The organism is Actinomadura kijaniata NBRC 14229 (assembly GCF_001552175.1).
Classification (GTDB): Bacteria; Actinomycetota; Actinomycetes; order Streptosporangiales; family Streptosporangiaceae; genus Spirillospora; species Spirillospora kijaniata.
In genome coordinates, this window is the sequence record NZ_BCQR01000143.1 from 1 (window position 1) to 14,307 (window position 14,307).

At 72.2% G+C, this 14,307-nt stretch carries 14 protein-coding genes and 1 tRNA gene; 6 read left to right on the top strand and 9 right to left on the bottom strand.

What is annotated here, in order from left to right; translation table 11 throughout:
- The 4 genes from AKI01S_RS35670 to AKI01S_RS35685 form a co-directional block, all read right to left on the bottom strand.
- A partial coding sequence (locus AKI01S_RS35670) for an AMP-binding protein (protein WP_067828117.1) occupies positions 1–913 on the bottom strand: 913 nt, incomplete at its 3' end.
- Between the two features lie 84 nt (positions 914–997).
- Positions 998–2,938: an APC family permease gene (locus tag AKI01S_RS35675; protein ID WP_067828122.1), complete on the bottom strand. Its 1,941-nt coding sequence runs from the start codon at positions 2,936–2,938 to the stop codon at positions 998–1,000.
- A gap of 424 nt (positions 2,939–3,362) precedes the next feature.
- Positions 3,363–3,980, bottom strand: coding sequence for a DUF305 domain-containing protein (locus AKI01S_RS35680; protein WP_218009944.1), 618 nt, complete (start codon positions 3,978–3,980; stop codon positions 3,363–3,365).
- A complete protein-coding gene (locus AKI01S_RS35685) occupies positions 3,965–4,747 on the bottom strand; it encodes a lytic polysaccharide monooxygenase (RefSeq protein WP_067828125.1) in 783 nt (260 codons plus the stop codon). The genes AKI01S_RS35680 and AKI01S_RS35685 overlap by 16 nt, the downstream gene beginning before the upstream one ends.
- A gap of 227 nt (positions 4,748–4,974) precedes the next feature.
- Between AKI01S_RS35685 and AKI01S_RS35690 the strand changes: the two genes are divergently transcribed.
- Complete coding sequence (locus tag AKI01S_RS35690) at positions 4,975–5,511, top strand: MarR family winged helix-turn-helix transcriptional regulator (RefSeq protein ID WP_067828128.1); 537 nt, start codon at positions 4,975–4,977, stop codon at positions 5,509–5,511.
- 337 nt (positions 5,512–5,848) lie between these two features.
- Here the strand turns inward: AKI01S_RS35690 and AKI01S_RS35695 are convergent, their stop codons facing one another.
- Both AKI01S_RS35695 and AKI01S_RS35700 read right to left on the bottom strand, forming a co-directional pair.
- Positions 5,849–6,334 carry a hypothetical protein gene (locus AKI01S_RS35695; RefSeq protein WP_067828134.1) on the bottom strand — a complete coding sequence of 162 codons (486 nt, stop codon included), beginning with the start codon at positions 6,332–6,334 and terminating at the stop codon, positions 5,849–5,851.
- Positions 6,335–6,635: 301 nt separating this feature from the next.
- On the bottom strand, positions 6,636–8,054 hold the full coding sequence (locus AKI01S_RS35700; protein WP_157420390.1) for a DHA2 family efflux MFS transporter permease subunit: 1,419 nt from the start codon (positions 8,052–8,054) through the stop codon (positions 6,636–6,638).
- 157 nt (positions 8,055–8,211) lie between these two features.
- Here AKI01S_RS35700 and AKI01S_RS35705 point away from each other — a divergent pair, with 157 nt between their 5' ends.
- Positions 8,212–8,529 (top strand): ArsR/SmtB family transcription factor, encoded by a 318-nt coding sequence (locus AKI01S_RS35705; protein WP_067828137.1) that lies wholly within the window; start codon positions 8,212–8,214, stop codon positions 8,527–8,529.
- A gap of 142 nt (positions 8,530–8,671) precedes the next feature.
- On the opposite strand, the gene AKI01S_RS35710 is transcribed toward AKI01S_RS35705, so the two are convergent.
- Complete coding sequence (locus tag AKI01S_RS35710; protein WP_157420391.1) at positions 8,672–9,121, bottom strand: hypothetical protein; 450 nt, start codon at positions 9,119–9,121, stop codon at positions 8,672–8,674.
- Between the two features lie 40 nt (positions 9,122–9,161).
- Here AKI01S_RS35710 and AKI01S_RS35715 point away from each other — a divergent pair, with 40 nt between their 5' ends.
- The gene (locus AKI01S_RS35715) at positions 9,162–9,452 is read left to right on the top strand and encodes a hypothetical protein (protein WP_067828142.1); all 291 of its coding nucleotides are present in this window, start codon (positions 9,162–9,164) and stop codon (positions 9,450–9,452) included.
- Positions 9,453–9,845: 393 nt separating this feature from the next.
- Complete coding sequence (locus AKI01S_RS49725) at positions 9,846–10,070, top strand: hypothetical protein (RefSeq protein WP_084000584.1); 225 nt, start codon at positions 9,846–9,848, stop codon at positions 10,068–10,070.
- Positions 10,071–10,702: 632 nt separating this feature from the next.
- Here the strand turns inward: AKI01S_RS49725 and AKI01S_RS35720 are convergent.
- Both AKI01S_RS35720 and AKI01S_RS35725 read right to left on the bottom strand, forming a co-directional pair.
- A tRNA-Glu gene (locus AKI01S_RS35720) sits at positions 10,703–10,775 on the bottom strand.
- Between the two features lie 75 nt (positions 10,776–10,850).
- Positions 10,851–12,392: a metallophosphoesterase family protein gene (locus AKI01S_RS35725; protein WP_245681918.1), complete on the bottom strand. Its 1,542-nt coding sequence runs from the start codon at positions 12,390–12,392 to the stop codon at positions 10,851–10,853.
- 23 nt (positions 12,393–12,415) lie between these two features.
- Between AKI01S_RS35725 and AKI01S_RS35730 the strand changes: the two genes are divergently transcribed.
- Positions 12,416–12,766, top strand: a complete 351-nt coding sequence (locus AKI01S_RS35730) for a metallopeptidase family protein (RefSeq protein WP_084000580.1) — start codon at positions 12,416–12,418, stop codon at positions 12,764–12,766.
- Between the two features lie 182 nt (positions 12,767–12,948).
- Positions 12,949–14,307 carry an MFS transporter gene (locus AKI01S_RS35735; protein WP_084000581.1) on the top strand — a complete coding sequence of 453 codons (1,359 nt, stop codon included), beginning with the start codon at positions 12,949–12,951 and terminating at the stop codon, positions 14,305–14,307.

The window sequence follows — 14,307 nt, forward strand, 5'->3', positions numbered from 1 at the left end:
CGTCGGGCGTCAGCGGCTCGCCCGCCGAGGAGCAGCGGCGCAGCCGCAGCCCCGCCGGGACGGTCCCGGAGTTGCGCAGGGCGCGGTAGACGGTCGGGGCGGCCGAGAAGTTCGTGACCCCGAACCGCTCCAGCGCCCGCCAGGTCAGCTCGGGGGAGAACGGGGCGCGCAGCAGCAGGCTGGTCCGCCCCATGATCAACGGGGTGATGACCGCGAAGTACAGGCCGTACGCCCAGCCGGGGTCGGCGGCGTTCCAGTACACGTCGTCGGGCTCGCACCCGAGGGCGTACTCGACGTACATCCGCATCGACGCCATGGAGCGCAGGGGGATCGGGACGCCCTTGGGCGTGCCGGTCGTCCCGGAGGTGTACAGCTCGACCAGGACGCCGTCGCCGCCGGTCACGGCCGGTTCGGTGACGGGCGCGGCGTCGCGGAGCAGGGCGTCGAACTCCTCCCCGACGGTGATCACCCGCCAGGGGGCGTCGGCGGGGATCGCCTCGCCCGGCTCCAGCTTGGCCCGCTGGTCGGCGTCGGCGACCACGACCCGGGTGCCGTTGCCGGTGATCCGCATGGCGATGGCGGGCGGCGCGAACGCCGTGAACAGCGGCACCTGCACCGCGCCGAGCCGCCAGATCGCCAGCAGCGTGACGACGAGCTCCGCGGACTTGCCCATCAGCGTCGCGACCCGGTCGCCGGGGCCGACGCCGAGCGCCCGCAGGGCCCCGGCGAGGCGTTCGGAGCGTTCGCGCAGCTCCCCGAAGGTCACCTCGCGGCTCGACAGGTCCGGCTCCACCAGCGTGAACGCCACCGCGTCGGCGGGGTGCCGGTCGCACATCAGGGTCGCGGCGCGGGCGTCGGGCGCGGCGTACTCGGCCAGGAACGCGTGCAGGCGCTCCTCCGGGGTCAGGCTCATGGACGGTGTCCTCGCAGGTCAGACGGGTAAGGGCGCACCCCATCATGCAAGTGCGCCCTTACGCCGTCCACCCCCGAACGGGGGTCAGCCCACGTGGACGAGCGGACGGCGCTCGGTGTCCGGCTCGGCCTGGCGGAGGATCTCGCGGGTCAGCGGCGGCACGTCGCCGCCGCCGAACACCAGGTAACGCAGCAGCGCGCCGACCGGGTTGCCCTCGGCCCAGTGGAAGTAGACGTGCGGGAGCCTGCCGGTCTCGTCGCGCAGTTCCAGCAGGATCGCGGCGATGGCGTTGGCGACGCTGGGGCTCTCGGCGCGCAGGATGCGGTAGCCGTGCCGTTCCTCCCCGGTCACCCTGATCTCCGACTCGAACTCCGAGGCGTCGCCGACGGTGATCTCCAGGAACAGCAGGGTCTCGGCGCTGCGCAGCCGGTGCAGCTCCCACGCCTCGCGCGCCTTGTCGACGTACTCGGTCTGGTCGCGGTCGTCGGGCTCGTTGGCGATGATGCGGATCTCGCCGGCCTCGCACAGCCAGCGCCGCACCTCGTCGGAGATCGTCACCCCGGTGACGCGCAGCTCGGTGGAGCGGGTCGCGCGGGAGACCAGCGAGGTCACCACGATCGCGACGCAGAACAGGACCGCGATGACCAGGCCGTCGGGGCGTTCGACGATGTTGGCGACGGTGGCGTAGGCGAGGATCGCCATGATGGTCCCGAAGCCGAACGCGGCCCCGCGCCGTCCCCGCTTCCACGCCGACAGCGTCGCCGCGACCGCCGCCGACAGGATCAGCGCCAGCACGCCGGTCGCGTACGCGCCGCCCTGCGCCTCGACCTCGGCGCCGAACAGGAACGTGATCGCGAACGACACCGCCGTGAAGATCAGCACCATCGGGCGGGTGGCGCGGGACCAGTCCGGGGCCATGCCGTAGCGGGGCAGGTAGCGCGGCACGATGTTGATCAGCCCGGCCATCGCCGAGGCCCCCGCGAACCACAGGATCGCGATCGTGGCGACGTCGTAGGCGGTGCCGAACCAGTCGCCCAGGTACTCGTGCGCGATGTAGGCCAGGGCGCGGCCGTTGGCCTTGCCGCCCTCCTCGAACTCCTTTTCGGGGATCAGCACGGTGGTCGCGAAGCTGGAGGTGATCAGGAACACGCTCATGATCAGGGCGGCGGTGGTGAGCAGCTTGCGCGCGCCCCGGATCCGTTCCTGGAGGTCGCCCCTGACCAGCGGCATCACGGCCACACCGGTCTCGAACCCGGACATGCCGAGCGCGAGCTTGGGCATCACCAGCAGCGACGCGGCGAGCATCGCGACGGGGCTGGCGTAGTCGACGCGCAGCGCGTTCCGCCAGTCGGTCACCTGCCCCGGATCGGAGACCACCTGGGCGATGGCCGTGCCGACGACCACGACGTTCAGCGACAGGTAGACCGCGACCAGCACCACCGCGATCGAGATCGCCTCGCTGAACCCGACGAGGAACACCGCGCCCAGCGCCGCGATCAGCACCAGCGTGACCGCGACCTGCCAGCCGTCCATCCAGTGCGGGACGAACGGGTTGTGCAGCAGGTGCGCGGTGGCGTCGGCCGCCGACATGGTGATCGTCACGATGAACGCGGTCGCCACGAACCCGAGCAGCCCCAGCACCAGCAGCTTGCCGCGCCAGCCGGGCAGCAGGCTCTCCAGCATCGACAGCGACCCGAGCCCGTGCGGGCTCTGCCCGGCCACCGACCGGTACACCGGCAGCGCCCCGAACAGCGTGAGCGCCACCAGCATCAGCGTCGCGACCGGGCTGAGCGCGCCCGCCGCGAGCGCGGCGATGCCCGGCTGGTAGCCCAGGGTGGAGAAGTAGTCGACGCCGGTGAGGCACATCACCTGCCACCAGCGGTGCTGCTTGTGCGGCACGTCCTCGTGCGAGGGCACCGGACGCCGGTGCGGCCCCGTCCTGCGACCGGGTCGGTGCTGCAGTCCCTGCAACAGCCAGCGCCGCACCGACGAACCGCTCGAAGGCTGGACCTCGGTGCTACTCACCCGTTCTCACCTTTACTCCCCCGTGGCCGACAGAACGGTGCATGCTATCCGCGCTCGCGTCCGCACGGCGATTCACCGACCGTGACCATCAGGGTGTCCCCGCCTTCGGGGGCGCTACCCTCCGGGCCGCATGAGTTGATCTTCCGTTCGGGGCGCGCTGCCGTCCCTTCCGGGTGAGCCGGGAAGCCTGGTCGGCACAGGGAGACGCACCGTCGGGGCGTGTCCAGGAAGGACGGGACGGACCCGATGGCCTCCAGGTCCTCCACCACGTTCGGTGGTCGTGAACGTCTGAGCCCCTCCGACCTGCCCGTGCCGGACGGCTGGAGGCGGCGGCCCGGGCGGCGTTCGGCGGGGTGAGCCGTTCATCCCGTGATCGGCGGCGCGGGCGTCGGCACGGATCGCGCCGACGCCCGCCCTGGACGGCTCAGGCGTTGAGGAGCCCGAGCATCTGCCGGATCTGGTCGGACCGCGACTCCACGACGCGCTGGGCGAACGCCTTGGTCTCGGCGTCGCCGCCCTTGCTCGTCTCCGTCCGGGCCATCTTCACCGCGTTGTGCTGGTGGGCGAGGAAGAGGCTGAGGAACGCGTTCTCGAACTCGGCGCCCTTCGCACCGCGCAGGGCGCGGATCTCCTTCTCCCCGGTGGCGGGCATGCCACCGTGGTCGGCGTGCGCGCCCGGCGCGTGGTCGACCGTGGTCGGCTCGGACCAGCGGGTGAGCCAGGAGCGCATCGTCCGCACCTCGTCGGCCTGCGTCGCCGCGACGGCCGCGGCCAGCCTGCGCACCTCCTCGCGCGGCGCCCGGCCGGCGGCCAGCCGGGCCATCTCCAGGCCCTGCCGGTGATGCTCGATCATCATCTGCAGGAACATCACGTCGGCGTCGTTGTGACCCGACGCGGCCGCCGCGTTGGCGGCGGGGCGCCCGTGCCCGTGCCCGGCCTTCGGCGTGCCGGCCCCGGTACCGCACGCCGTCAGCAGCAGGGGGGCCAGCGCCGCCAGCGCCACGGTGCGGCGTCCGAGGCGGGGGCTCACAGCGGCAGCCACAGGGCCAGCGTGAACGGCGGCTCCCAGCTGCGGATCGCCGTGTGGGACTGGCGGCAGCGGTACCGGACGCCGTCGTGGGTGACCTCGTCGCCGATGCGGTACGTCACGCCCGCCTCCCACCGCCGCCCCGTCCCGGAGGTGCCGGTCGGCGTCGGCTGGGCGGTCGGCCGGGTGGTCGGGGTGGAGGTCGGCGACGTCGTCGGCGTGGGCTGGGGGGCCGGGGTGGTGGGCGGGGTCGTGGGCTTGGGGTCGGAGCCGCCGCCGACGTTCAGGTCGACGCAGTTGTAGAACGCCATCGGGGTGTCGCCGATGTTCCACACCGCGAGGACGGTGCGCCGCCCCGGGAACTTGCCGAGATCGACCTCGTGCGTCACGACCGCCTCGGGCTGGCGGTTGCCGTCGTTGAAGACGGCGACGCGGGTGCCGCCGACGAAGTACTCCCAGGAGCTGGTGCGGTGCCGCGCGGTGAGCGCCCACTTGAAGGTCACCTTGGTGCCGACGGCCTTCGCCGGCCAGTTGCGGCTCTCGTCGGACAAGACGGCGAACTGGCCGAGGTTCGCGTGGCAGTTGCGCAGCCCCTTGGGGCCCTCCACGCTCTGCGGCTCGAACTGGATGGGGCCGCAGTCCGGCACGGCGCGCTGCGCGCACAGCGCCTGCCGGCTCGGTGGCGAGGAGACGTAGCCGTGCGCGGACGCCGGGGACGCGACGACCAGCGTCGACCCGGCGGCCGCGACGGCGGCGAGCGGATAGGCGACGAACCTGCGCATGCGAGGCCTCCGAAGTGTCGTAGGGGGAGGACCGCCGGAACGTCCGACGGCCACGATCACCGTCAGGACGGTAACGACGAGCGTCCTAAGACCTCCTTAAGAACCCCAAAAGTGATCATGAACGTGCGGCCGGACGGGCTTGACCGGGCAGGACGGGGATTTCGCCCGGAATTGCTTAGATGCCTAAAGAATTGACAGCTAAAAATCAGAAGGCTAAGAAGAGGGGCATGGAGTTGCGCGATCTCGGCTTCGGTGACCTGGACGAACTCGGTCCCGTGGCGCAGTGGCCCATCGGACGGCTGTTCGCGCTGGCCGCCCAGAAGTCGGGCCCGGTGTTCGCCAAACTGGTCGAGCACACCGGGGTCAGCCCCAGCGGTTTCCTGGTGCTGCGCGCGCTCGACGGCAGGGACGGGCAGCGCCCCAGCGACCTGGCCAGAACGCTGATGGTCAGCCCGGCCACCCTCACCACCGTCGCCGACACCCTGGCGCGCTACGGGCATGTCGAACGCCGCCGCGACGAACACGACCGCCGCGTGGTCCGGCTGCACATCACCGAGACCGGCCGCGGCCTGGTCGCGATGACCGCCGAGCGCATGCGGCCCTACTTCTGGGAGCTGTACGACGTGGTCGACGAGGCCGACGAGCCGGCCGTGCGGCGCTTCCTGCTGTCGCTCATCACCCGTTTTGACGCCGTCCTCGGCGAGATCGACATCGACGAGATCCTCAAGCAGGCCACCTCCTCCCCCACCGACGCGCCCTCCTGAGAGGCGACCGGCGCCGCCCCGGCCTCCTTGACGGAGGGGCCGGGGCGGCGTTCTGGAGGGCGAAGCGCGCCACCTTGGCCGGGTCGATGATGCCCGCCTCGAACATGTCGACGTACTCGCCGGTGGCGGCGTTGAGGCCCTGGCCCGGGGTCAGGTTGCGGACCTTCTCCACCACCACGCCACGCGCTGAGCGCCCGGCCCGCCGGGGAACCGCTGGCGGGAGCCGTCCGGGTGGCGGGCCGGCACTGGCTCGACAGCACCGACCCGCAGCCCTTCGGCGAGATCCTGGCCGAAGCCCTGCGCCGGGCCCTTCACCCCTGACCGGCGCAGGGACGGGTCAGCGCTTGACCACGGTGCCGGTGGTGCGGACGTCGTAGACCTTCTTGTACCAGCCGCACCAGGTGACCCAGTGCTGCTTGGGCTTGAGCGGACCCTTGCCCTGCTTGCAGATCTTCCACTCGCCGTACCGGGTGGTCTTGTACCGCAGGATCCACCGGACGGTGATCTTCTTGTTGGTCAGGTTCTGCCAGGCGCCCTGGGGCTGGTACCGGCCGTTCTTCTTCTTCAGGCACGGCCGCACCTGCAGCGTCTTGGCGTAGTTCTTCTTCCAGCGGGCGCACTCGCCCTTGGCCTTGACCCCGGTCGGGGAGCCCAGCAACGTGGCGACGGCCGTGTCGGGGGCCGCGGCGTCGAGCGTGGCGGCGGGGGAGGGGGCCGGTGAGGCGGTGCGGGCCTGGGCGGCGGGCAGGGCCGGGCCCAGGGTCAGGGTGGCGGCGGTGGCCAGGCCCAGCAGAGCGGCCCGGGACGTCAGTGCAGTAGGCACGGAACTCCTTCGGGAAGGTGGTCGGGAGCGGCGGCGGGGGTGCCGCCGCCACCGATCCGACCAGCCCCCGCCCCCGGCCCGACAGAGTCCGGGCGCCCCCCGGGACCCGGCGGGACGTCCCGCCCGCTGACCTGGGGCGATACCCGTCCCAGCGGGACGGCCCGGACCGCGGGGAGGGGTGGGACATCGACCACGCGACCAGACTCCAGCGCGGCCACCTGTGCTGGCGGAACCGACCTCGACGCCCCGGACGCCGCCACCCCGGCAGGGGGGGCGAATCTCAGGCTGGTGTTGGGGGCGCTCAAGGGCGGGAGCGGGTCGTGGTCGTGGACGGCGCGGGGGCGTTCGCCGGGCTGGGCCTTGCCAGCCACAGGCCGGTGAACGCGGCGCCGGCCAGGGTGACGGCGCCGGCCGTGAGGAAGGCGCTGTTGAGGCCGGCCTCGAAGGAGGCGCCGCCGGCCTCGCGGGTGCGGACGACGGCGCCGAGCACCGCCACGCCCAGCACCGCGCCGATCTGCCGGCTGGTGCTGCTCACGCCCGAGGCAAGGCCCCCCTCCTGCGCGCTGACCGCCTGGATGGCGGCGCCGGTCAGCGGGGACATGGTCAGGGCGAAACCGATGCCGACGACCGCCAGCCGCCACCACACGTTCCCGTAGCCGGTGTCCGCGTGCACCAGGCCCAGTGCCAGCAGCCCCAGCCCGGCCAGCGCCAGTCCGGCGGTGACCACGATCCGGAAGCCGTACCTGGCGGCGAACCGGCCCGCGTACGGGCTGACGACCACCATGGCGAGGGAGGCGGGCAGGGTCTGCAGCCCGGCGCGCAGGATCGAGCTGCCCTGGACGTACACGAAGAACTGGGAGAAGAAGAAGGACGACCCCATGAGCGCGAAACCCACCACGACCATCGCCGTGTTGGACACCGTGAACAGCCGCTGCCGGAACAGCCGCAGCGGCAGCATCGGCGTCGCGCCGCGTCCTTCGACGACGACGAAGACGGCGAGGATCGCCACCGCGGCGGCGAAGCCGCCCAGGATCACCGGCGAGGTCCAGCCCCGGGACCCGCCCTCGATCAGCCCGTAGGTCAGCGCCCCCACGCCCAGCACGGACAGGACCGTCCCCGGGACGTCGATCGCCGGCGCGTTCGGGTTGCGGGACTCGCCGAGGACGCGCAGGCCGACCAGCAGCAGGACCGCGCCGATGGGCGCGTTGACGAGGAAGATGGCGGGCCAGCCGAAGGCGTCCACCAGGATGCCGCCGGCCGGTGGCCCGGCGGCCAGGCCGATCCCGCTGAACCCGGCCCACAGCCCGATGGCCCTGACGCGTTCCTGCGGAACGGGGTACGCGGCGGCGAGCAGGGCCAGCGAGGCGGGGCTCAGCGCCGCGGCCCCGACGCCCTGGAGCACCCGTCCGGCGACCAGCCAGCCGATCGAGGGCGCGACCGCGCACAGCACGGACGCGGCGGTGAACACCGCGACGCCGGCCAGGAACACCTTCCGGCGGCCGAAGCGGTCGGCGAAGACGCCGCCGGACAGCAGCAGCATGGCGACCAGCAGCACGTAGGCGTCGACGATCCATTGCAGCCCGCTCAACCGCGTGTGCAGCCGTTGCTGCATGTCGGGCAGCGCCGCGCCGACGATCGTGCTGTCGAGCAGCACCATGAACTGCCCCAGGCAGGCCACCGCGAGCAGCCCCGCCCGGCCCGGTCGAACGCCTGTGACCACGGGCGATCCCGCTCTCGTTGCCTCTTCGTGTGCGGCCAACTCAAGATCCCTCTCCTGACGCGGATGTCCCGGCACACGTTAGTTCGACAATCCCGAACTGTCGAACATTAAGGTCACGACAATCCCGGATCGTTGGAGGGTGGGATATCGTCGAGGCATGCGACAGCTCCCCCAGCCCGCCCGCGAGTCGCTCACGCTCGCGTCGGTGCTGCACGCGCTGGGCGACCCGGTGCGCCTGGAGCTGATGCTGCGCGCCCGGGACGAGCCCGACTCGACCTGCTCGGTCCTCGCCGACGGCCTGAACGTGCCGATGTCGACGCTGTCCAACCACTGGCGGATCCTGCGCGAGGCCGGGCTGGTCAGCATGGCCGTCGACGGCCGGCACCGGCGGGTCCGGCCCCGCGTCGACGACCTGGACGACCGCTTCCCCGGTCTGCTCGACCCGATCCTGCGCCTGGCCCGCCCGAACCGCTGAACGGCGGACCGCGAGGACGTTCTCCGGAGCCCGCCCGATCACCAGGTGACCGACCGGGGGGCTCGTGGCGCGGCGTGGCACAGCCGACCGCGAGTGCCGGGCCCCTGATACCGGCACTCGCGCTCGGCCTCCCGGCGGTGGTCTACGCGCGGCGCACCGCCACGACCGCGGCCCTGTCGTGGAGCCTCCGGGCGATGACGGTGATCGCGTCGCTGAACGTCCCGCTCCCTTCCTCCTCCTCGACGACGGTGGACAGCCCGGCGCCGCCCGGCGTGCGCACGGTGAAGGTGGCCGTCCCGTGGACGCCCCGCACGTCGATGCGGGGGCCGAGCCCGGGGTCCAGCGGGATGCGCTGACCGTCCTGCACGACGACCTCGCAGTCGCCGTCCCGGCACTCCGCCAGGTCGGTGCCGTTCCGGGCCACCAGCGGCGGAGGCACGGGAAGGTACGGCCGCTCCCCGTCCGGCCGGGCGGACGGCGTCACGGGGGTGTCCGGCGAAGCCGGGCTCACGGCCCGCTGTTCCGTCCCGCCGCAGGCTCCGAGGAGGACGAGCCCGCCCAGCGCCGCGATGGTCCATTTCCGGTCGCGCATCAGATCCCCGCCTTCGTCGACGTCCGCCGTCCCGACGAGCGTGGCGCGGCGGCCGTGGGACCGGTCCCGCGCGGCCCGTGTCACCGTTCGGGCGAGAGCGGCCCACCGCCCGGCGGACGGCCCCCGCCCGGCGGCGGGCCTCCAGGTCGTCATCGGCGTCGACGTGCTCAATCTGGGCGGCGACATATGGACGGGCGTCGCCTACAGCAGGCCCGGGACCATCGAGGGCGCACGCTGGGTGAACTTCCCCAACGACTGCTACGGCGGGCTGGCCTACTTCGTCGACGGCGACTGGGGGGAACGGACCGAAGGACGGGTCTGCGTCCCCTGACGATCGTGCCGGACCCGTTCCGGCCGGGGTTCCACCCCAGAACGTCGTTCACCGCGACGGTCAGGGAGACCGGTCCAACACCGGATCAGCGCGGGGTCGGCGTGGGGTGGTGCGGAAAAGTTGGGGTGTATGTAGGCTTCGTATTAACAGGTACACGCTAGGTTCTGACTCGACAGACCCTGCATACCGCCCGGTTGCCTACGTGGTGTTGGCCCAGGTCAGCGCATCGAAAGGTGGCCGCCGACCAGGTCTGTCCACCCGCACCGCTGTCCACCGCCGACACCCGGTTCCGGCCGCGTCGGCGGACACCGCCGCCGAGTCATGCGAACTTGATCGCACTTACTTGGCCGCACGAGTCCTATCAACACCCCGAGACAACGCATACTGGGCTTGATGAAAACTTCCCGTGCAGTCACAAAACGTCACCTTCCCACCAGCCCGTTCAAGGCTCCGGCACCGCCTCCGCCGGTCGAGCGCTTCGAGGTCAACGACCGCGTCACGCACGACAAGTACGGCCTGGGCATGGTCATCGGCGTCGACGAGGCCGCCGTGCTCGTGGACTTCGGGCCGCAGAAGGTCCGGATCTCCACTCCCTTCGCCAAGCTCGAAAAGCTCTGAGACGCACTCCGGTCCTGCCGTCCGCGGACGGCCTGGCCCCTGAGAACGCCACCGCGCGCCGGCGGCCGACGTAGCGCGCCGATCCCGACGACGCGATCGAACGCGACCGGACTTCCCGGACGGCGGGGCTCCCGCCACCGGTCCGCCCCAAGCTGACCAAGACGACGATGTTCGCCCAGCGCCGCGAGCTGGGCCTGCACCCGCCTGCCCTGTATCGGCAGGGATTCGCCTACGACAATTTTTCTGGACCACGGGCTGAGGAGTCCGCGGGCAGCCGTCCCCAAGTCCCCCCGGGTCGCGTTCAGAAGTTCGCGGGAGAACGCCCCCGACCCCTGCGCTGACCGGAGTCGGCGTTCTCGTGTGCGTCTGGTGACATCTCCCCCGATGATCGGGGGAGCCCACCGGGTTACGCCGACGGGCAGGCCCGCTTTCGCGGACCTGCCCGTCGGCGGTCTGTGCTGAGCGCGCGTCGCTAGAGCGCGCGGAAACCGTCACTCTCGATCACTGACCGGTGGACGAAGACTGAACCCGTTCCCGCACCAACGGAAACGATGGCGGTCCGGCCACCCGGAAAACGGCCGCGGGGGCCGTGATCGGTGATGATCACGGCCCCCGCGGACCCATGCTCGCTGTACCCCCTACCGGATTCGAACCGGCGCTACCGCCTTGAAAGGGCGGCGTCCTAGGCCGCTAGACGAAGGGGGCCCCAGGGTCACGGCTTGAAGTCGCAACCCTTCACTAGGCCAGCATAGGGGACAACCAGGGGCGACGTGCAAACGGTTATGCCCCTTCGCGTGGGGTCGGGGTCGCGGTGCTGGTCGCGGGGGGTGTGCTCGGACTCTGCGGAGTCTGTGGGGTCTGTGGGGTCGGGGTGATGGGGCGGTCGGGGGACGGTTCCAGGTGGCGTTCGATCTGGGCGGAGGTCAGGCCGAGGCCGCCCAGGCGGATGTCGTCCCAGCCCTGGAGGCGGTGGGACGTGCGGGAGAAGTACAGGACCGACAGCTCGATGGGGGTCGGCTGCTCGTTCTCCAGGCCGCGCAGGCCCGCGCCTCCGGTGGAGCCCTGGACGAACAGGCGGGTCCCGGTGGGCAGGAGCTTCGTGGTCCGCTTGTGGGCGTGGCCGGACAGGAGCAGGGGGGTCTGGCCGGAGTAGCCCTCGGCCTGGGCCGGGTCGTGGACGGCGATCAGGTCGGGGGTCTGGCCGGAGGCGCGCAGCCTCTCGGCCTGGGTGCGGCCGAGCGCGCGGAGCTGGTCGGTGCCCACGTTGTCGTCGCGGGTCGTCTTGTCGGGGGTGAAGCGGGGGTCGCCGATGCCGTAGATCCGCAGGCCCTGGACCTCGCGCATGGCGTCGTCGAGGACGATGGCGTTCTTCTGGCGGGCCACCGCGCGCTGGGTGCCCCGGGAGTCGTGGTTGCCGCGGATGTAGACGTAGGGGACCTTCAGGGTCCCGATGTCGTCGGCGAAGCGGTCCTCGGGCTTGCTGCCGTGGTCGGCCAGGTCGCCGGTGTCGATGATCAGGTTGACCTGGAACTGGGTGGTGACCGAACGGATCACGTTCCAGGCGGCCGGGTTGAGGTGGATGTCGCTGACGTGCAGGACGCGGATCGTGGACGGGTCCGGCTCGTAGGTCGGCAGGGTCGAGGTGGCGGAGTAGAGCTTGGAGACGTTGCCGACCAGGCGGGCGAGCTGGACGCGGTAGGCGGAGAAACGCTCGACGATGTTGCGGGTGTCGCCGACCAGCTGGGGCGCGTTGGCCAGCAGGCCCGTGTAGCGGGGCTGCGCGATCGAACGCGGGTCGAACGTCGCCCAGGTCACCAGCGCGATCACCAGCGCGGCGGCGATGGCCGAGCCGAGGCCGAGCAGGGCGCGCCGCCAGGACCGGAAGACCAGCAGCCCGGCCAGGAACGACGCCGCCAGCGCCAGGCCGAGCGCGCGCAGGAGCAGGACGATGATCCCGTGGCGCAGGTCGGTGGCGATCCGATCGGTGATCTTTTCGAGGGCGGTGCCGTCCTCGATCAGCTTGCGGGCCGGCTCGGGGTGCAGTTCGGCGACCGAGGCCCGTAGCTGGAACGGGCCCTCGTGCGTGTCCATGTGGAGCGCGCCCAGCGGGGGGATCTGCACCGTGGTGCCGCCTGACCAGGAGGGACGCAGGTGGAGGGAGACCTCGGTGGGTCCCACGGGGGTCTCGACACGGCCGCCGAGCAGCAGGCCGATCATGCCGCCGAGCAGGCCGACGGCGATCACGGCGAGGATCCGGGCGGTCCGGCGGGCGCGGGGCCCGGTCAGGACGGACGGGAGCCGGACGGAGGTCCGGACGGGCACGATTCCTCCTTCGGTCGCGCACAATGGTGGGCGTGATCGATATGTCGCGGGACGCGTTCGAGAACCTGGTGGCCGAGGCCCTCGACACCATCCCGCCCGAACTGACCGCACTCATGCGCAACGTCGTCATCGTCGTCGAGGACGACGCCCCCGAGCCCGGTCTGCTCGGCCTTTATCAGGGCGTACCCCTCACCGAGCGCGGTGACTGGTACGCGGGCGTCCTGCCCGATCACATTTCGATCTACCGCAACGAGACGTTGCAGATCTGCGACAGCCCCGAAGACGTGGTCGAGGAGGTCCGGATCACGGTGGTCCACGAGATCGCGCATCATTTCGGAATCGACGACGACCGGCTGCACCAGCTCGGATATTGAGTCCGGCGGCGCCCGAACGGCGAGGTGGGGGGCGGTCCCCGCGGGGACGATACCGCGCGTTCCGGCAGATCACGGGACGGCAAAGGTGTCCGTCAATTGCCCACTCTGGGTCACATAACTACCACGCAGCGTGAGTTAATGGGAGTGTCGCCCGGCGAGTGCCGGACGGAACTGGAGCGCGCGTGGCGGAAAAGCAGACCGGGCGGCACCGGCGTCCCCCGGAGGCCCAGGCCACCTACCGCGAGGTGTTCGCGGTGGGGGAGTTCCGCGCGCTCTGGGCGGCGCAGGCGCTGTCGTTCGTCGGGGACCAGCTGGCGCAGGTCGCGCTGGCGGTGCTCGTCTACAGCAACACCGGCTCGGCGCTGCTCACCGCCCTCACCTACGCCCTGACCTACCTGCCGCCGATCGTGGGCGGCCCGGTGCTGTCGGGGCTGGCCGACCTGTTCCCGCGCCGCACCGTGATGGTGGTGTGCGACGTGCTGCGCGCCGCGCTGGTCGGGCTGATGGCGGTACCGGGGCTGTCGGTGTGGGCGCTGAGCGCGCTGGTGTTCGCCACGGTGCTGCTCGGCGCGCCGTTCAGCGCGGCGCGGGCGGCGGTGCTGCCGGACGTGCTGGACGGCGACCGCTACGTCGCCGGGTCCGCGATCAACAACATCACCCACCAGGCCAGCCAGATGGTCGGGTTCGTGGCGGGCGGCGCGGTGATCGCGGCGGTGGGCGAGCACCGGGCGCTGGCGCTGAACGCCCTGACGTTCGGAGTGTCGGCGCTGATCCTGCTGGCGGGGACGCGGCGGCGGCCCGCCCCCAAGCGGCGCGGGCGCCAGTCGCTCGGCCTGTGGCGGGGCACCCGCGACGGGGCGCGGCTGGTGTTCGGCGACCCGACGCTGCGGGCGCTGGTGTCGTTCGCGTGGCTGTGCGGGTTCTACGTGGTCCCCGAGGGGTTGGCCGCGCCGTACGCGGCGACGTTCGACGGCAGCCCCGTGACGGTGGGGCTGCTGATGTCGGCGATGCCCACGGGGATGGTGCTGGGTGCGTTCGTCTACAGCCGGTTCGTGCGGCCCACCAACCGGATCCGGTCGATGGGCTGGATGGCGATGCTGGCGTGCGCCCCGCTGGTGGCCTCGGCCATGCATCCGCCGCTGTGGGCGGTGCTGGCGCTGTGGGCGCTGTCCGGGGTCGGCAGCGCCTACCAGCTCGCGGCGAACGCGGCGTTCGTCGCGGAGGTCCCGGCGGAGGGGCGCGCCCAGGCGTTCGGGCTCGCCCAGTCCGGCATCCTCGCCGGTCAGGGCTGCGGGATCCTGGCGGCCGGGGCGGCGGCGCAGCGGCTCGGCCCCGAGACGGTGGTGGCGCTGGCGGGCGCGCTGGGGCTGTCGGCCGCGGCGATCCTCGCCGTGAACTGGAACCAGGTCCGCGGCGCGGTGATCGCGGCGATCCGCGACCGGTCCGAGCCCGCCCCCGTGCGGGCCCCCGGCCGTTCGGAGGAGGCGCGGGCGAACGGCCGGTCGTCGTACGCGGGGGATCGGCGCGCGTCGGCCCCGTGA